The organism is Nocardiopsis sp. NPDC050513, assembly GCF_044457925.1.
Classification (GTDB): Bacteria; Actinomycetota; Actinomycetes; order Streptosporangiales; family Streptosporangiaceae; genus Nocardiopsis.
Genome location: NZ_JBITHK010000007.1, coordinates 329,829 through 347,497, shown reverse-complemented (window position 1 = coordinate 347,497; position 17,669 = coordinate 329,829). Strand labels below are relative to the sequence as shown.

General features: G+C 70.8%; 20 protein-coding genes. 8 read left to right on the top strand and 12 right to left on the bottom strand.

The features are described 5' to 3' along the window. Positions 1-19 precede the first annotated feature (19 nt). Complete coding sequence (locus ACIBFB_RS15660) at positions 20-256, bottom strand: hypothetical protein (RefSeq protein ID WP_397230517.1); 237 nt, start codon at positions 254-256, stop codon at positions 20-22. A 154-nt stretch (positions 257-410) separates the two neighbouring features. Beyond that, entirely contained in the window at positions 411-1,604 is a 1,194-nt protein-coding gene (locus ACIBFB_RS15655; protein ID WP_397230515.1) for a 3-hydroxybutyryl-CoA dehydrogenase, read from the bottom strand. A gap of 225 nt (positions 1,605-1,829) precedes the next feature. Between ACIBFB_RS15655 and nucS the strand changes: the two genes are divergently transcribed. The 8 genes from nucS to ACIBFB_RS15615 all read left to right on the top strand — a co-directional run bounded on the left by nucS (position 1,830) and on the right by ACIBFB_RS15615 (position 9,574). Beyond that, positions 1,830-2,507: an endonuclease NucS gene (gene nucS / locus ACIBFB_RS15650; RefSeq protein WP_397230622.1), complete on the top strand. Its 678-nt coding sequence runs from the start codon at positions 1,830-1,832 to the stop codon at positions 2,505-2,507. A 101-nt stretch (positions 2,508-2,608) separates the two neighbouring features. Beyond that, on the top strand, positions 2,609-3,490 hold the full coding sequence (locus ACIBFB_RS15645; protein ID WP_397230513.1) for an ABC transporter ATP-binding protein: 882 nt from the start codon (positions 2,609-2,611) through the stop codon (positions 3,488-3,490). Continuing rightward, on the top strand, positions 3,487-4,305 hold the full coding sequence (locus tag ACIBFB_RS15640) for an ABC transporter permease (protein WP_397230511.1): 819 nt from the start codon (positions 3,487-3,489) through the stop codon (positions 4,303-4,305). The genes ACIBFB_RS15645 and ACIBFB_RS15640 overlap by 4 nt, the downstream gene beginning before the upstream one ends. A 5-nt stretch (positions 4,306-4,310) precedes the next feature. Beyond that, positions 4,311-5,558 carry a sensor histidine kinase gene (locus ACIBFB_RS15635; protein WP_397230509.1) on the top strand — a complete coding sequence of 416 codons (1,248 nt, stop codon included), beginning with the start codon at positions 4,311-4,313 and terminating at the stop codon, positions 5,556-5,558. A gap of 56 nt (positions 5,559-5,614) precedes the next feature. Next, positions 5,615-6,187, top strand: a complete 573-nt coding sequence (locus ACIBFB_RS15630) for a response regulator (protein ID WP_397230620.1) — start codon at positions 5,615-5,617, stop codon at positions 6,185-6,187. A gap of 72 nt (positions 6,188-6,259) precedes the next feature. Then, positions 6,260-6,925 carry a DUF1707 domain-containing protein gene (locus ACIBFB_RS15625; RefSeq protein ID WP_397230507.1) on the top strand — a complete coding sequence of 222 codons (666 nt, stop codon included), beginning with the start codon at positions 6,260-6,262 and terminating at the stop codon, positions 6,923-6,925. A 315-nt stretch (positions 6,926-7,240) separates the two neighbouring features. Further along, complete coding sequence (locus ACIBFB_RS15620; RefSeq protein ID WP_397230618.1) at positions 7,241-8,704, top strand: M20/M25/M40 family metallo-hydrolase; 1,464 nt, start codon at positions 7,241-7,243, stop codon at positions 8,702-8,704. A gap of 273 nt (positions 8,705-8,977) precedes the next feature. Then, positions 8,978-9,574 (top strand): cob(I)yrinic acid a,c-diamide adenosyltransferase, encoded by a 597-nt coding sequence (locus ACIBFB_RS15615; RefSeq protein WP_397230505.1) that lies wholly within the window; start codon positions 8,978-8,980, stop codon positions 9,572-9,574. A 46-nt stretch (positions 9,575-9,620) separates the two neighbouring features. On the opposite strand, the gene ACIBFB_RS15610 is transcribed toward ACIBFB_RS15615, so the two are convergent. The 10 genes from ACIBFB_RS15610 to atpB all read right to left on the bottom strand — a co-directional run bounded on the left by ACIBFB_RS15610 (position 9,621) and on the right by atpB (position 17,583). After that, complete coding sequence (locus ACIBFB_RS15610) at positions 9,621-9,914, bottom strand: thiamine-binding protein (RefSeq protein ID WP_017600345.1); 294 nt, start codon at positions 9,912-9,914, stop codon at positions 9,621-9,623. A gap of 44 nt (positions 9,915-9,958) precedes the next feature. Next, a complete protein-coding gene (locus ACIBFB_RS15605; RefSeq protein ID WP_397230503.1) occupies positions 9,959-10,453 on the bottom strand; it encodes a DUF2550 domain-containing protein in 495 nt (164 codons plus the stop codon). Positions 10,454-10,477: 24 nt separating this feature from the next. After that, entirely contained in the window at positions 10,478-10,867 is a 390-nt protein-coding gene (locus ACIBFB_RS15600) for a F0F1 ATP synthase subunit epsilon (RefSeq protein ID WP_397230501.1), read from the bottom strand. A gap of 71 nt (positions 10,868-10,938) precedes the next feature. Next, entirely contained in the window at positions 10,939-12,381 is a 1,443-nt protein-coding gene (gene atpD, locus ACIBFB_RS15595) for a F0F1 ATP synthase subunit beta (RefSeq protein ID WP_397230499.1), read from the bottom strand. Positions 12,382-12,386: 5 nt separating this feature from the next. After that, positions 12,387-13,301 (bottom strand): F0F1 ATP synthase subunit gamma, encoded by a 915-nt coding sequence (locus ACIBFB_RS15590; RefSeq protein ID WP_397230497.1) that lies wholly within the window; start codon positions 13,299-13,301, stop codon positions 12,387-12,389. 3 nt (positions 13,302-13,304) lie between these two features. Beyond that, the gene (gene atpA, locus ACIBFB_RS15585; protein ID WP_397230495.1) at positions 13,305-14,936 is read right to left on the bottom strand and encodes a F0F1 ATP synthase subunit alpha; all 1,632 of its coding nucleotides are present in this window, start codon (positions 14,934-14,936) and stop codon (positions 13,305-13,307) included. Positions 14,937-15,008: 72 nt separating this feature from the next. Further along, the gene (locus tag ACIBFB_RS15580; RefSeq protein ID WP_397230493.1) at positions 15,009-15,830 is read right to left on the bottom strand and encodes a F0F1 ATP synthase subunit delta; all 822 of its coding nucleotides are present in this window, start codon (positions 15,828-15,830) and stop codon (positions 15,009-15,011) included. Further along, positions 15,830-16,378, bottom strand: coding sequence for a F0F1 ATP synthase subunit B (locus tag ACIBFB_RS15575; RefSeq protein ID WP_397230491.1), 549 nt, complete (start codon positions 16,376-16,378; stop codon positions 15,830-15,832). Before ACIBFB_RS15575 ends, ACIBFB_RS15580 begins: the two co-directional genes overlap by 1 nt. A gap of 28 nt (positions 16,379-16,406) precedes the next feature. After that, entirely contained in the window at positions 16,407-16,616 is a 210-nt protein-coding gene (atpE, locus tag ACIBFB_RS15570; protein ID WP_397230489.1) for an ATP synthase F0 subunit C, read from the bottom strand. Between the two features lie 109 nt (positions 16,617-16,725). Further along, positions 16,726-17,583 (bottom strand): F0F1 ATP synthase subunit A, encoded by an 858-nt coding sequence (atpB, locus tag ACIBFB_RS15565; RefSeq protein ID WP_397230487.1) that lies wholly within the window; start codon positions 17,581-17,583, stop codon positions 16,726-16,728. Positions 17,584-17,669: the final 86 nt, after the last annotated feature.

Sequence of the window (17,669 nt, the reverse complement as noted above, 5' to 3'; positions counted from 1 at the left end):
GTCGTCCAGGTGGGGCCGGTCAGTGTCGGGGCGAGCGCCGGGCACGCCGGTCCCAGCAGGAGGAGTGCCAGTGCCGCCGGTCGCCGCCGTCGCCGTAGGGGCGCCAGGCCACGACGTGGGCCGTGCCGACGGGGATCTCCTGGACGCATCCGGGACAGCGGTAGACCTTGGTGGCGGACGCGCCGGGGATCCGGCGCGTCACCCACTCCCCGTCGGGGCCGTTCTCCCGACGCTGCCCGCCGGTGATGCGCAGCATCAGGGCGTCCTCGTCGGGCGGTCCGGGGGGACCGCCGCGACCCCGGGAGGGCTTACGGCGGGGGGAGTTTCGGCGCGGGCTCACGCCTACCAGGGTAGAAGAGGCCGGTCAGTGGCCGCCGCCACACCCGGCGGCGGCCCTGGCCCGTCGTGCGTCAGTGGTCGTGGCCGTCGTGCCCGACGTCGGGCAGCTGGTCCACCAGCAGCGGCGCCGGCACCGCGATGGTGGTCAGGCTGTACTCGCCCATGGCGACCAGGGTGGTGACGACGTGCTCGGCGCCGCGCTCCTCCAGAAGCTCGGTCGGGCCCTTGGGGTAGCCGCAGCCGAACCGCATGGCGGTGTCGACGTCGCGGGCCGAGGCGTACCCGTCGCCGATCATGCGCAGGGCGTCGTCGATCTGGGGAGCGATGAGCATCTCGCCCAGCTCCAGGGTCTCCTCCTCGCGGACCATCTCCGCGTAGCGGCCGGTCGGCTGCGGCTCGGCCGGGTCGTCCTTGCCGGTGTAGAAGCCCTGACCGGTCTTGCGGCCGAGGCGACCGGCGGCGACCATGCGGCGCAGCAGCGGGGCGGCGACGTAGCGCGGGTCGCGGTACTCGTCCCACAGCACGTCCATGACCGCCAGGCACACGTCCAGGCCGACGAGGTCGGCGAGGGTCAGCGGGCCCATGGGCAGCCCGGCGGCCTTCTGGACGGAGGCGTCGATCTCCTCGCGGGTGGCCACGCGGCGCTCGTAGAGGCGGATGGCGTCGTTGATGTAGGGGACCAGGAGCGCGTTGGCGACGAACCCGGCGCGGTCGCCGACCGTCACGGGGGTCTTGCCGATGCGCTTGGCGACCTCGGTGACGATGTCGACGGTCTCAGCGCTGGTGGAGACGGTCGTGACCACCTCGGCGAGCTTCATCACCGGGGCGGGGTTGAAGAAGTGCAGTCCGACGACGCGTTCGGGGCGGCCGGTGAGCGCGGCGATCTCGGTGACCGACAGGGAGGACGTGTTGGTGGCCAGGATCGTCCCCGCCGGGCAGATCCGGTCCAGGTCGGAGAAGACGTCGCGCTTGATCGCCATCCTCTCCGGCACGGCCTCGACGACGAAGTCGGCGTCCGCGAGGTCCTCGCGGGAGGTGGTGAACGTCAGGCGCGCGTCGATGTCCGCGCGCTCCTGCTCGGTGATCTTGCCCCGGCCGACGGCCCGGGAGAGGGATGTGTCGACGTGGCCGCGGCCGCGGTCGAGGGCGGCCTGGTCGATCTCGACCCCGGTGACGTCGAACCCGGCCCGGGCGAACACCTCGGCGATGCCCGCGCCCATCGTGCCGAGTCCGACGACACCGACCTTCTGAAATTCCTGCACCATGCGCCCCACCTTAGACGGACGCGTCGTCCGGCGCCCGCGCCGGACCACGCACGTGTTGGTCCGCGGTCCCTCGCCCGGACGCCGGTCCGGCGACGCGCGCCGTCGGCGGAGCGGGGACCGCCGATGCCATGTTACTCTCCAGTAACACGGTGGTCCGCACCGGCGTGGACGGTGTCATCCGACATGCGGCCCGCGGGGCTCCCGGAAGGCGGTAACGTGGCCGCCGTGCGTCTCGTCATCGCCCGGTGCAGCGTCGACTACGTCGGCCGGCTCACCGCCCACCTGCCCATGGCTCCCCGCCTGATCCTCATCAAGGCGGACGGGAGCGTGTCCATCCACGCCGACGACCGCGCGTTCAAGCCGCTCAACTGGATGAACCCGCCGTGCAAGCTGCGCGAGGAGACCGTCGCCGACGGCCCCGACGTATGGACGGTCACCCACGGCAAGTCCGGTGAGAAGCTCGTGCTGACCGTCGAGGAGGTCATGCACGACACCGCGCACGAACTCGGCAAGGACCCCGGCCTCCAGAAGGACGGCGTCGAGGCCCACCTCCAGGAGCTGCTCGCGGAGCACATCACCACGCTCGGCGACGGCTACACGCTGATCCGCCGCGAGTACCCGACCGCGATCGGCCCCGTCGACATCCTGTGCCGCGACGGCGAGAACGCCACCGTGGCCGTCGAGCTCAAGCGGCGCGGCGACATCGACGGCGTCGAGCAGCTCACCCGCTACCTGGAGCTGCTCAACCGCGACCCCACGCTGGCCCCCGTACGCGGTGTGTTCGCCGCCCAGGAGATCAAGCCCCAGGCGCGCGTGCTCGCCGAGGACCGCGGCATCGCGTGCGTGGTCCTCGACTACGACGAGCTGCGCGGGATCGAGCCGGACACCCTCCGCTTGTTCTGACCCCCTCCGGGCCCCGGCTCCGCGGTGTCCTCCGTCCGGAGGACATCCTCCGGCCCGGACGGCGGATACCGGGCGGACGCGCCGCGCGCCACGATCGACCCATGGCAACCACCCCTCCCGTCGTCGAGGCGCGCGGGCTACGCAAGGAGTACGACGGCCGCGCGGCCGTCGACGGCATCGACCTGACCATCCACCGGGGCGAGGTGTTCGCCCTGCTCGGACCGAACGGCGCGGGCAAGTCCACCACCGCCGGGATCCTCACCGGTCTCCGGGGCCGCGACGCCGGCGAGGCGACCGTCCTGGGCGCCGACCCCGCACGCGCCGGGCGCCGGTGGCGGTCGCGGATCGGCATCGTCTGGCAGCAGGAGACCGAGGTCCCCCGGCTGACCGTCCGCGCGGTCGTCCGCCACTTCGCCGGGTACTACCCGCACCCGCGCGACGTCGACGAGGTCCTCGACCTGGCGGGTCTGGGCGAACGGGCCGACGCGCTGGCGCACACCCTGTCCGGCGGCCAGCGGCGCCGCCTCGACGTCGCCCTGGGCATCGTGGGCCGCCCCGAACTGCTCTTCCTCGACGAACCCACCACCGGGTTCGACCCGCGGGCACGCCGCGACTTCTGGCGGACGGTCCGCGACCTGGCCGCCGACGGCACCACCATCGTCCTGACCACGCACTACCTGGACGAGGCCGAGGCCCTGGCCGACCGGGTGTGCGTGATCGCGGACGGCCGGGTGCGCGCCGAGGGCGCCACCGACTCGCTCGGCGGACGCACGGCCGGACTGGCCACCGTGTCGTGGCTGGTCGACGGGGAGCCCCGGAGTGTGGACACCGGCGAACCGACCCGGGTGGTGCGGCGGCTCTCGGACGCCTTCGCCGGGGAGGTGCCCGGACTGACCGTGCACCGGCCCACCCTGGAGGACGTCTACCTGGACCTGATCGACGCCTCCCCCCGGGAGACCGGACTGACGGAGGTCGCGGCGTGAACGACGTGACGGCACGGCGGCTGCCAGGACCGGTGGGGGTGGGGCTGTCCCGGGCCTGGTTGGAGACGCGCGAGTTCGCCCGGCACTGGGAGAGCGTGGCGTTCACCTTCGCGCTGCCCGCCCTCATCCTCCTGCTCTTCGGGGTGATCTTCGACGGCTCCACCGGGGACGACATCTCGGCGGCCGAGTTCTACCTGCCCGGATTGATCGCCATGGGCCTGATGTCGGTCAGCTTCCAGAATCTGGCGATCAGCATCGCCCTGGAGCGCGAGAACGGAACCCTGCGTCGGATGCGGGGCACCCCGATGCCCCCGTCGGCCTACTTCGTCGGCAAGACCGCGCTGGTGTTCCTGCTGGCGCTGGGCCAGGTGGCGGTGCTGCTGGCGATCGCGGTCGGGGTGTACGGGGCCGACCTGCCCACCGACCCCGGCGCCTGGGCGACCATGGCCTGGGTGTTGGTGCTGGGCACGGTCTCATGCGCGCTGCTCGGGATCGCGTTCAGCTCGCTGGCGCGCAGCCCCAACACCGCCTCGGCCATCGTGGTCGTCCCCTTCCTGGCGCTGCAGTTCACCTCCGGGGTCTTCGTGCCGCTGACGATCCTCCCCGGCTGGCTGGTGAACGCGTCCTCGCTGTTCCCCCTCAGATGGATGGCGCAGGGCATGCGCGCCGCCTTCTACCCGGACGAGGCGGCGGTGCTGGAGCCGGGCGGGAGCTGGGACCTTCCGACCGTCGCCGTCGTTCTGGGAGTGTGGTCCGTGGTCGGCCTTGTCCTGACGCTGGCCACGTTCCGCTGGAAGACGGGGAAGGACGGGTAGCGGGGATGACCGGGGATCGGGAGGACGACCACGCCTGGCACGTCGACCGGGCCTGGGGCACCTACTTCACGGGATCGACGGCGGTGATCGCCGTGACCGCGGTCCTGACCGGAACCGGCTGGCGCGGCTGGACCACAGCCGTGCTCCTGTGCGCCGTGGTCGGCTGGTACCTCCTCCTCGGGCGGCGCCTGCTACGCCCGGAGGAGGTCCACGGCAGCCCGCGCACGGTCCCGTTCCTGGGCGGTCTGGTGGCGCTGATGGTCCCGGCCCTCGTCCTCACCCCCACGGCCACGTTCGCCATGTTCGCCGTCTCACCGCTCGTCTTCATGACCGGCGGCGCGTGGCTCGGCACGGCGACCGCGGCCGCGCTGCTGTTCGGCCCGATCCTGTTCCGCGTCGCCGCCGGCTCCCTCCCCTGGGCCGCCGCGGTCCCGGAGCTGCTGATCTTCCTGGTCATCCTCTTCTTCTCGTTCTGGTTCGCCCGGTGGTTCGAGCGGGTGATCGCGCAGAGCCACGAGCGCGCCGGCCTCATCGCGGCGCTGCGGGCCAGCCGGGAGGAGAGCACACGGCTGTCGGAGGAGGCCGGAGCCCTCGCCGAACGCGAACGGCTGGCCCGGGAACTGCACGACACCCTCGCCCAGGGGCTGACGAGCATCATCACGCTGGGACAGGCGGTCGAGTCGGAACTGGACACCGACCCCGCGCTGGCGCGGCGGCACCTGGCGCTCATGCGCGAGACCGCCACCGAGAACCTCGCCGAGGCGCGCGCCATGGTGGCCGCCCGCCAACCCGTCCAACTGGAGAACGAGACCCTGGAGGCCGCGCTGTCCCGCATCACCGAGCGCTTCGGGAGCGAGATCGGGGTCGCCGCGCGCCTGCGCGTGGTCGGAGTTCCGGGCGCCCTGCCGGGGGCCCACCAGGTGGGTCTGCTGCGCGCCACGCAGGAGGCCCTGGCCAACATCCGCAAGCACGCCGGCGCCGGGCGGGCCGACGTCACGCTCTCCTTCGCCCCGGAGTCGGTGGAGCTGGCCGTGACCGACGACGGGCGCGGGTTCACCCCGGGCGGTTCGGGCGGACACGGCCTGGCCGGCATGCGCGCCCGGGCCGACGCGCTCGGCGGACTGGTCGAGGTCGAGAGCGTCCCGGGCGCGGGGACGACCGTGCGCCTGGTGCTGCCCCTGGACCCCGAGCCGCCCCGCGCCACGGCTCCCAGCACCCACGACACCGCCTGCGAGAGAAGGACCGCACCGTGACGATCCGCGTCCTGCTGGTCGACGACCACCCCGTGGTCCGGGAGGGCATCCGCGGGATGCTCGGCGCCGAGACCGACCTGGAGATCGTGGGGGACGCCGCCAGCGGCCCCGAGGCGGTCGCCCAGGCCGCCGCCCTCGCCCCCGACGTCGTCCTCATGGACCTGCGCATGCCGGGCGGCGACGGCGTGGCGGCCACCGAGCGCATCCGCGCCGAACGGCCCGACTGCCACGTCCTGGTGCTCACCACCTACGACACCGACACCGACATCCTGCGCGCGGTGGAGGCCGGTGCCACCGGGTACCTGCTCAAGGACACCCCGCGGGCCCAGCTGGCCGAGGCCGTGCGCGCGGCCGCCCGGGGGGAGACGGTGCTCGCCGCCTCCGTCACCGGTCGGCTGGTGGCGGGCATGCGGCGGCGCCCGGAGGTTCCCGCGCTCTCGCCCCGGGAGGTGGAGGTGCTGCGCCTGGCGGCCGACGGACGGACCAACGCCGAGATCGGCCGGGCGCTGCACATCAGCGCGACCACGGTCAAGACGCACCTGATGCGCGCCTACGACAAACTGGGGGTGGCCGACCGCACCGCGGCCGTGAGCCAGGCGATCCGCCGGGGGCTGCTCCCCGGTGCGTGAGCGGGCGGATCAGGGCCGGATCAGGGACCGACCCCGATGCGACGGACCCTCTCAGAACGACACAATCGGTCTATGGTGGAGAAGATGAACGAGATCACCCCCTCGGGCGAGGGCCGGATGCGCGCCTCCGACGCGGACCGCGACCAGGTCGCGCACCGGCTCCGCGAGGCCCTCGCCGAGGGCCGTCTGGACCCCGACGAGCACAGCGAGCGCCTGGAGGCGGTCTACCAGGCCAAGACACTCGGTGAACTGGTCCCCATCACCGCGGACCTGCCCGAGCCCGACGGGGACGCCGCACCCGCGATGCCGACCGCCCCCGGAGGTCCCGCGTCGCTCTCCGGCCGCGCGCGGGTCACGGCCGCCGATCCCACCAGCCGCCTCGCGGTCGCGGTCATGGGAGGCGCGGACCGGTCCGGGAGCTGGGTGGTCCCGAACCACTTCGTCGCCGCGACCTGCATGGGCGGGGTCGACCTGGACCTGCGCGAGGCCCGGTTCACCCAGCACGAGACCACCATCTGGACCGGCTGCGTCATGGGCGGGATCGACATCGTCGCCCCCGACGACATCGAGGTACGGGTGCACGGCCTGCCGATCATGGGCGGGTTCGGCGGCGGCCGGGGACGGCGCGGCCCGGCGGCGCCGAACGCGCCGATCGTGCACGTCCGGGGCTTCGCGATCATGGGGGGCGTGGACGTCAGGTACAAGCGGCGCAAGCACCAGCGGGAGTCGGACGACTGAGCGGGTCCGGCGGCGCACGCGATTCAGACGATCTGCTCGAAACGAGCCCTCCATCCAACCACAGTGATCAGCCGGACGTAAGACCCTTGGCTGATTGTGGCAATTTCCCCCATCGGATCTTGCCGCGCTCCTCGGTCCGGTGACAGGCTGCAGCGGTCGCTTCACCCATGACGGGTGTCCGTCCCCCGCGACCGCGGCGTGACGGCCCCGTACGACGGAGGAGGCTCGTTGCGACCGATCCATGACCGCGTTCGACGACACCGCCAGGGAGCATCCCCCTCCCCCACGGCCCGGCGCACGGCGACCGCAGGGCTCATGGCCGCCCTGATGGCCGCCGGAACCCTCGCGGTCGGGGCGCCCGCCCACGCCGCGGGGCCGATCGACCCCGCCCGCCTGCCCGACACACTGCCGGAGATGGTGACCACCGGCGCGATCGAGCAGCACATGGAGAACCTCGCCACCATCGCCCGCTACAACGGCGGCAACCGCGCCTCCGGGACGCCGGGCTACGACGTGGCGGCCCTGTACATCGAGGACCAGTTGGAGCGGGCGGGGTACGAGCCCTACCGCGACTACTACGAGTACACGGCGTGGGAGGAGAACTCCGACGCCGTCCTGAGCCAGACCGCGCCCGACCCGGTCGACCTGGTCAACGGGACCGACTACCGCACCATGTCCTACTCCGCCGCGGGCGACGTGACCGCCCCCGGCGTCCAGGTGGACATCACCGGCGGCGACAGCGGCTGCACCGCCGACGACTTCGCGGACTTCCCCGCGGGCGCGGTCGCGGTCACCATGCGCGGCGCCTGCTCCTTCGCCCAGAAGACGCAGAACGCGGCCGACGCGGGAGCCTCCGCGGTCCTGGTGGTCAACAGTTCCGACGAGCTCTTCGCCGGCACCGTGAGCGAGCCGTCCGAGATTCCGGTCCTCGGCGTGTCCGGCAGCGCGGGCGCGGCCCTGCTGGCCGCCGGGGACGCCCTGGAGCTTCGGGTCATGGTCGACAGCGTCGTGGAGACCCGCGAGTCGTTCAACATCCTCGCCGAGACCGCCCGCGGTCGCGACGACAACGTCGTGGTGGTCGGCGGTCACCTGGACAGCGTCGAGGAGGGCCCCGGCATCAACGACAACGGCAGCGGCACCGCCTTCGTCCTGGAGACCGCCATCCAGCTCGCCGAGCAGGCCCCGCCCGACAACCAGGTGCGGTTCGCCTTCTGGGGCACCGAGGAGAGCGGCCTGATCGGCTCCACCCGCTACGTCGAGGGACTGAGCGAGAACGAGCTCGACGACATCGCGCTCTACCTCAACTTCGACATGATCGGGTCCGACAACTACGCCCGGTTCATCCTCGACGGCGGCGGCGAGCTGCCCGACTCCGAGTCCGCGCCGTCCGGCTCGGGGGCGATCGCGGCGGTCCTGGAGGAGTACTTCGACTCGCAGGACCAGGTCAGCGAGCCCGGCGTGCTCAGCGGTCGCACCGACTACCGGCCGTTCAGCGTCGCGGGCGTCCCCGTCGGCGGCCTGTTCAGCGGCGCCGACGGCGTCAAGACCGAGGAGCAGGTCGAGTGGTACGGAGGTACGGCCGGTGAGACGTACGACCCGTACTACCACACCGCCGAGGACACCATGGAGCACGTCAACAGCGACTCGCTGAGCGACCTGTCGGCCGCGGGCGCCTACGCGGTGGAGTACTTCGCCGAGAGCACGCTGCCCGTGAACGGTGTGTTCCGGACCGCCGCGGCGCCGGACTTCCCGCGCCTGGGCGACGACTGGGTCCGCTAGGGAGCGGACCGAAGTCGGGGCGGGCGGCGTGAACCCCCCGGTTCCACGCCGCCCGCCCCGAACGGTGCCTCCCCCTCCACGGCGTGCCCGGGTGGCCCCCCTCATCTTCATCCACTCGGGTCCGCCGTTAAGGACACCGTGCGGAAACTACGTTGAGTAGCTCCCTGTGTGCACCAAGGTAGCAGTGACATGGGTCACCTTCACCCCATGATGCGGAACAGTTATCCTCCGTCACACGACTTTCCCCGGAGCACCGCGGCGTAGGCTGGCCCCATGACCAAACGGGACACGGACACACCGGTCGTACTGTCGAAGATCTACACGCGCACCGGCGACCAGGGCACCACCGCGCTCGGCGACATGAGTCGGACGGGCAAGAACGACACGCGGCTGGTCGGGTACGCGGACGCCGAGGAGGCCAACGCCGCCATCGGCGTCGCCCTGGCTCTGGGCGAGGTTCCCGACGACGTCCGCGCCCTGCTCGCACGGGTACAGAACGAACTGTTCGATCTCGGAGCCGACCTGTCCACCCCGATCACGCCCGACCCGGAGTTCCCGCCCCTGCGTGTCCTCCCCGAGTACGTCGCCCGGCTGGAGGAGGCCTGCGACCGCTACAACGCCGACCTGCCCACACTGCGCAGCTTCATCCTGCCCGGAGGCTCCCCCACCGTCGCGCTGCTGCACACCGCGCGCATCGTGGTCCGCAGGGCCGAGCGCAGCGTGTGGGCGGCGATCGAGGAGCACGGCGAGACGGTCAACCCGCTCACCGCGCGCTACCTCAACCGTCTGTCGGACCTGCTGTTCATCCTCGGCCGGCACGTGGCCCGGGACGGCGACGAGGTGCTCTGGAAGCCCGGCGGGGAACGCTAGCCCTGCTCCTGCGGCCGTCCGCCTCGCTTCGGACCGCCCCCGGGCGCTACCGCGCGAGCTCGCGCTCGACGGCCTCCACCTTGCTGTGCAGGCCGTCGACGACGCCCTCGCGGATGTCCGCCTTGAGCGTCAGGCTGATGCGGTGCGCGCCTTGCCCGGCGGCGTCGACCGCGCGCCTGACCACGTCCATCACCTCGTCCCACTCACCCTCGACGCTGGTGAACATGGACGTGGTCTCGTTGGGCAGCCCGCTGTCGCGGACCACCTTCACCGCGCGGGCGACCGCGGGGGCGATGTGCTCGTCCGTACCGAGCGGGGTCACAGAGAAAGCGACGATCATGGGGCCACCCTAGGCCTCCCGCGGCCCCCTGTGAAGGACGACACTCACGCCTCCCACCGGGTCCCCGGAGGCATCGACTCCATCCAGGACAAAAACCCCGTCAGGGCGGCGTCGCCCATCGCGATCTCGTACTCCGCGGCCTCCGGATCACCGCCGTCCGCGTCCAGCCAGGCGAGCTGGACGACGCTCACGTCGCCGGGCAGGTGGGCCCGGTCGTCCTCGTCCGGGGGACGCCGCCCCACAACGACGAGACCGCGGCGCGACAGCATCGCTGTCGGCCGCGGTCTGAGCGAGAAGATCGGGAACCATCCCAGGCTCTCCGAGCCGTACCGGCCGAAGCCGATCCGCCAGGAGCCCCGGCGTCCCGGCACGCCGGGGGCGCGCAGATAACACTCCACGGCCCCGCCGCGCCGTATCAGGACCCACCGGCGCAGGGTGACGGCGGCGAGCACCGCCAGGAGGACCAGGAGCAGGACGAGGACGACCCACTGCGTCGACCCCGTCACCATGCCCGCCTGTGCGGAATCCGGCTGCTCCATGTCCCCCCTCGGTCGCGGGTATCGCTAGGCGACGTCCTCGCCAGCGGCACGCAGACGGCTGCGCGCGCGCCCGAGGGCGTCGTTGTCGCCCTCCTCGGCGGCGCTGGACAGCGCGGTCCGTGCGCGGTCCACGTCGACGTCCTCCGCCAGCTCGGCGGTCTCGGCCAGGATGGAGACCCGGCCCTCACCGGTGACCGACACGAAACCGCCGTGCGCGGCCGCCCGCACCTCGCCGGTCTCGCGCGCGCCCAGCACGCGCACGACCGCGTCCTGCGACAGGAGCGCGAGCACGGGCAGGTGCCCCGGCTGCACACCGATCTCGCCGTCGACGGTCTTGGCGATGACCATGTCGCCCTCGCCCGCCCAAACCTCACGTTCGGGAGAGACGATCTCGACGAAAAGCTTCTTCGACACTGCCACAAACTCCTCGGCTAGCGGGCGAGTTCGGGCGGGTCGGCCCACGGCCGACCCGCCCGCAAGAACAACTAGCCCTGCAGCTTCTTGGCCTTCTCGACGGCCATCTCGATGTTGCCGACGTCGAGGAACGCCTGCTCGGGCAGGTGGTCGTACTCACCGTCGCAGAGCGCCTTGAAGGAGGAGATGGTCTCCTCCAGCGGCACGAACACGCCCGGGTTGTTGGTGAACTTCTCGGCGACGAACATGTTCTGCGAGAGGAAGCGCTCCAGGCGCCGCGCCCGGTTGACGATGATCTTGTCCTCTTCGGACAGCTCGTCCATGCCGAGAATGGCGATCTGGTCCTGCAGGTCGTTGTTGCGCTGCAGGATCTCCTTCACGCGCTGGGCCACCTGGTAGTGCTCCTCGCCCACGTACTGCGGGTCGAGGATGCGCGAGGTGGAGGCCAGCGGGTCCACCGCCGGGTAGATGCCCTTCTGCGAGATCGGGCGGGAGAGCTCGGTCGTCGCGTCCAGGTGGGCGAAGGTGGTCGCCGGAGCCGGGTCGGTGTAGTCGTCCGCGGGGACGTAGATCGCCTGCATCGAGGTGATCGAGTGACCGCGCGTGGAGGTGATCCGCTCCTGGAGCTGACCCATCTCGTCCGCCAGGTTGGGCTGGTAACCCACGGCCGAGGGCATGCGGCCCAGCAGCGTGGAGACCTCCGAACCCGCCTGGGTGAAACGGAAGATGTTGTCGATGAACAGGAGCACGTCCTGCTTCTGGACGTCGCGGAAGTACTCCGCCATCGTCAGAGCGGACAGCGCCACGCGCAGACGGGTGCCCGGGGGCTCGTCCATCTGGCCGAAGACGAGAGCGGTGTCCTGGAGGACCTCCATCTCGTCCATCTCCAGGAAGAGGTCCGTGCCCTCACGGGTGCGCTCGCCGACGCCGGCGAACACGGACACACCGCCGAAGTTGCGGGCGATACGGGTGATCATCTCCTGGATCAGCACGGTCTTGCCGACACCGGCGCCACCGAACAGACCGATCTTGCCACCGCGCACGTACGGGGTGAGGAGGTCGATCACCTTGATGCCCGTGACCATCATCTCGGTCTTGGACTCGAGCTGGTCGAAGGCCGGAGCCTCGCGGTGGATCGGCCAGCGCTCGGTGACGTTCAGCTCCGAGGTCGGCACGTCCAGGGACTCGCCCAGGGTGTTGAACACGTGGCCCTTGACGACGTCGCCCACGGGGACGCTGATCGGGGCGCCGGTGTCGCGCACCTCGGCGCCGCGCACCATGCCGTCCTGCGGGGCGAGGGAGACGGTCCGCACCAGGTTGTCACCCAGGTGCTGGGCGACCTCCAGGGTGATGGTCTTCTCCTTGCCGCCGACGGTGACGTCGGTGTGCAGGGCGTTGTAGAGGGCAGGGAGGGAGCCGACGGGGAACTCCACGTCGACGACCGGGCCGGTGACCCGGGCGATGCGGCCGGTGGCGGTGCCAGCCCCAGCCGTCCCTTCAACAGTCGCAGTCACTTTTGTTACTCACTTCCCGCGCTGGCAGCAGCGAGCGCGTCGGCACCGCCGACAATCTCACTGATCTCGTTGGTGATCTCGGCCTGACGCGCCTGGTTGGCCAGTCGGGTCAGGTTCTTGGCGAGCTCCTCGGCGTTGTCGGTCGCGGCCTTCATGGCCGCGCGACGGGACGCCTGCTGGGACGCGGCGGACTCCAGGAGCGCGAAGAAGATCCGGTTGTGGACGTACTGCGGCAGCAGCCGGTCCAGGGCCTCCTCCGCGGACGGCTCGAACTCGTACAGGGACAGCGGCCCCTGCTCGGCCTCCAGCTCCTCCCGCGACACCGCCTCGACCTCCATCGGGAGGGCGCGGACGGTGTGCGCGCGCTGGGTCAGCATGGAGACGAACTCCGTCGAGATCACGTGGATCTCGTCGACGCCGCCGTCGGCCGCGTCCGCGGTGAACCGCTCCAGCAGCGCGGAGCCGATCTCCTGGGCGTGCGCGTAGGTCGGCCGCTCGGTGATGCCCTCCCAGCTCGCCTCGACCGGACGGTCGCGGAAGCTGTAGAACATCGCGCCCTTGCGGCCCACCATGTACGTGACGACCTCCTTGCCCTGCTCCCTGAGGAGCTGGGTCAGGGCGTCCGCCTCCTTGAGCACGTTCGCCGAGAAGGCGCCGGCCAGGCCCTTGTCACTGGTGATGACGAGGACGGCCGCGCGGGTGGGCTGCTCCGACTCCGTCAGCAACGGGTGGTCGCTGACGCGTGCCGCCAGGGCCGACACGGCCCGCGTGATCTCCCGCGCGTAGGGTCCGGCAGCCTCAGCCGCACGCTGCGCCTTGGTGATGCGCGTCGTGGCGATGAGCTCCATCGCGCGGGTGATCTTCGCCATCGACTTGGTCGAGCGGATCCTCCGGCGATAGACGCGAAGCTGTGCACCCATGGGTTACTTCCCGCCCTTGGCGACCTTGATGGTCTCCTGGCCGACCTTCTCCTCGTCCAGCGCCTCGGCGGTGCCGAGCATGGTGCCTGCGGAGGTCTGGAAGCCCTGCTTGAACTTCTCGACGGCGCCCTCGAGGGTCTTCTTGTCGGTGTCCTCGAACTTGCCGGTGTCGCGGATGCTCGCGAGGACGCCCGCGTGCTCGCGGTCGAGGTAGGCCAGGAAGTCCTCCTCGAAGCGGCGCACGTCCTCGACGGGAACGTCGTCCAGCTTGCCGGTGGTGCCGGCCCAGATGGAGACGACCGTCTTCTCCATGGAGAACGGGGAGTACTGGCCCTGCTTGAGCAGCTCCATCATCCGGGCGCCGCGCTCCAGCTGCTGCTTGGAGACCGCGTCCAGGTCGGAGCCGAAGGCGGAGAAGGCCTCCAGCTCGCGGTACTGGGCCAGGCTCAGGCGGAGCGTGCCGGAGACGCCCTTGGTCGCCTTGGTCTGCGCCGCGCCGCCGACTCGGGAGACCGAGACACCGACGTTGATGGCCGGGCGCTGACCCTGGTTGAACAGGTCGCTCTCCAGGAAGACCTGGCCGTCGGTGATGGAGATGACGTTGGTGGGGATGTACGCCGAGACGTCGCCCGCCTTGGTCTCGATGATCGGCAGAGCCGTCATCGAGCCCCTGCCCATCTCGTCGGAGAGCTTCGCACAGCGCTCCAGGAGACGGGAGTGCAGGTAGAAGACGTCACCCGGGTAGGCCTCGCGGCCCGGCGGGCGGCGCAGCAGCAGGGACACGGCGCGGTAGGCCTCGGCCTGCTTGGTCAGGTCGTCGAAGACGATGAGGACGTGCTTGCCCTCGTACATCCAGTGCTGGCCCAGGGCCGAACCGGTGTAGGGGGCCAGGTACTTGAAGCCCGCGGGGTCGGACGCCGGAGCCGCGACGATGGTGGTGTACTCCATCGCGCCGGCCTCTTCCAGGGCGCCGCGCACACCGGCGATCGTCGAGCCCTTCTGGCCGATCGCGACGTAGATGCAGCGCACCTGCTTGTCGGGGTCTCCGGTCTCCCAGTTGGCCTTCTGGTTGATGATCGCGTCGATGCAGACCGCGGTCTTACCGGTCTGGCGGTCGCCGATGACCAGCTGGCGCTGTCCGCGGCCGACCGGGGTCATCGTGTCGATCGCCTTGATGCCGGTCTGGAGCGGCTCGTGGACCGGCTTGCGCTCCATCACCGTCGCGGCCTGCAGCTCCAGCTCGCGCCGCTCGGTCGTCTCGATCTCGCCCTTGCCGTCGATGGGGGCGCCCAGGGGGTCCACCACACGGCCCAGGAAGTTGTCGCCCACCGGCACCGAGAGGACCTGGCCGGTGCGGCGCACCTTCTGGCCCTCCTCGATGCTGGTGAAGTCGCCCAGCACGACAGCACCGATCTCACCGATCTCCAGGTTCTGGGCCAGGCCCAGGGTGCCGTCCTCGAACTTCAGCAACTCGTTCGCCATCGCCGAGGGAAGGCCACCGACGCGGGCGATGCCGTCACCGGAGTAGGTGACGGTTCCGACCTCTTCCGCGCGGGTGGCGTCAGGCTCGTACGACTGGACGAAGCGCTGCAGCGCGTCCCGGATCTCATCCGGCCGGATCGTCAGCTCCGCCATCTCTGCGTTGTCCTTGCTCTCAAATGGCGCCGGGCCGGCGCCGTGCGTGCTTGCCTTGCGTGTTCGCGTGTGTCAGCCAGCCAGACGGCGCTGGACCTCAGCGATGCGCCCGGCGATGGTGTCGTCGATGACCTCGTCGCCCACCTGGATGGAGAGTCCACCCAGGGCCTCGGGGACGATCTCGATGTTCAGGTGGATGTCGCGGCCGTACCTCCGGGTGAGCACGGCCCGCAGGCGCTCCTGCTGGGCCTCGCTCAGGGCGTGCGCGGCGCGGACCACGGCGATGTACCGCTGGGCCCGCTCGGCGACCAGATGCCCGAAGTGTTCGAGCGCCTGCTCCAGCGTACGTCCCCTGGGACGGACGACCGCCTCGCTGACCAGGGCCAGCGTCGCGGCGTTGACCTTGTCCGCGAGCAGGCTCTCCACCAGCGAACGCAGCGTGCCCGCGGCGACGCCGTCACGGGTGAGCGCCGCGCGCAGCTCCGGCTGGGCGACGACGATCCGCTGGAACCGGAACAGCTCGTCCTCCAGCTCGTCCAGGCGCGTGCCCTCGACGGAGGCGACGGTGGCGTACACGCCCATGCGCTCGACGGCCTCGACCATGTCGGCCGCGGAGGACCAGTCCTGCTGGACGACGTCGCCCACCACGATGAGCGTGGACGGCGACACCTTGGTCTCCAGCAGCTGCCCGGCCAGGGCGGTCTTGGCCTCGGCCGGGTTGGACTGGTCCGCCAGCCAGCGGCGGAGCGAGTGCTGGCCGCTCAGCAGGGCGACGACCTCGAAGAGCTCGCCGCCCAGGGAGACCGCGAACTGACCGGCCTCGGCCGACGCCAGGACGTTCTCGTCCAGGCGCCGGGTCACCTCGGCCAGGGAGGTACGGCTGATACCACGCATCAGCGCACCTCGGCCTGCGTCGAGCCCTCGCTCTGCTCCAGCTCCTCCAGGAACCGGTCCACCACGCGCGAGCGCGCGGCGTCGTCGCTGAGGGTCTCACCGACGATGCGGGTCGCGAGCTCGGTCGACAGGGCGCCGATCTCGCCGCGGAGCTGGAGGAACGCCTGCTGGCGGTCGGCCTCGATCTGGACCTGGGCGGCCTCGACGATGCGACGCGCCTCGGCCTGGGCCTCCTCGCGAGCCTCGGCGATGATCGCCGCGCGCTGCTCCTTGGCCTTCTCCAGCTCCTGGGCGTACTCGCGGTGCGCCTCCTCGAGCTTCTCCTTGTACTGCTGGCGGATCTCGTCCGCCTCGGCCTCGGCCTTCTGAGCGCGAGCGATGCCACCCTCGATCTGGTCGGCACGCTCGTCAAGCGCCTTCGTCAGCTTCGGCCACATCTTGTAGACGACGCCGAGGATGACGAGGAAGGCGATGAGACCGAAGGTGAACTCGTCCCAGTGAATCCGCAGGACGTTCTCATGTTCAGCTGCCACAATCACGGTTGGCATCCCCTTCGCGTTCTGTTGCCGGGTTGGACTAGCGCGCGAAGGCGAGAACGAAGCCCAGGATGGCGAGGGCCTCGATGACCGCGAAGCCGAAGATCATCTGGCCCTGGAGGACGCCGCGCGCCTCGGGCTGGCGGGCGATGGCCTGAACACCGAGACCGAAGACGAGGCCGACGCCGATGCCGGGGCCGATCGCGGCGAGACCGTAACCGATGGTGTTGAGGCTACCGGTGATGTCCATGCTGATTTTCCCTTTACTTCTCGCCGACGACGATGGTGCCGCCGGTGTGAGGTGACGAATCGGACGGGGTCTTGGGGTGCGCGGAGTCGTTGGCCGTGCGGCCGGACTCCTAGTGCGCGCCCTCCAGTGCCTCACCGATGTAGATGGAGGACAGGAGGACGAAGACGTAGGCCTGGACCGCCATGATGAACAGCTCGAAGGCCGTGAAGACCAGGAAGCCGACCAGGGCGATGCCGGAGTAGCCCACCGAGATGGCGCCGAAGAGCGGGCCCATCGGGGAGGTGGGGTTGAACATGTAGAACCCGGCGGCCGCGAACAGCGCGAGCAGGAGGTGCCCGGCGAACATGGTCGCGAAAAGACGGATCATGTGCGTGGCGGGCCGGATGAGGAAGTTCGACAGCGCCTCGATCGGCACGACCACCGGCAGGATCCAGGCGGGGACGCCGCCGGGGACCAGGCGGGCCTTGAAGTGGCCGCCGAACCCGTGGCGGCGGATGCCGACGTAGTTCCACAGCAGGAAGATGATGATCGCCAGGACCGCGGGGAAGGCCAGGTTGGAGGTCACCGGCAGTTGGAGGCCGGGGATGAGACCCATGACGTTCATGCTGAAGATGAAGAGGAACAGGGTCACCATCAGGGGGAGGTACTTGTCCCCCTCCTTGCCGATGGCGGTCCGCGTGACCTGGTCGCGCAGGAAGCCGACCAGCAGCTCGGCCATGCTCTGACCGCGGCCGGGGACGACCTTGGCCTTGCGCGTGGTGAAGTACCAGAAGGCGGCGGCCACCAGGAGGGCGACGACGGCGACCAGGTAGTACTTGTTCAGGCCGGAGGTCCCGGGAAGGCCGAACTCCAGCCACGGTGTGGGGAAGAAGAGACTCGTGGTCGGAGCCTCGAACCCACAGCCGAAGTCGTTGAAAATGTGGCAGCCTTCTTCGGACGCCGCGACGACGCTCACGTCAGCACCCACGGCGATCCCTTTCGTCGTGACGCAACTCAATCCTCAGGGTTGTGATCGGTACGGTGCCGCGCTCGGCGCGGACGGGCGCACCTCGA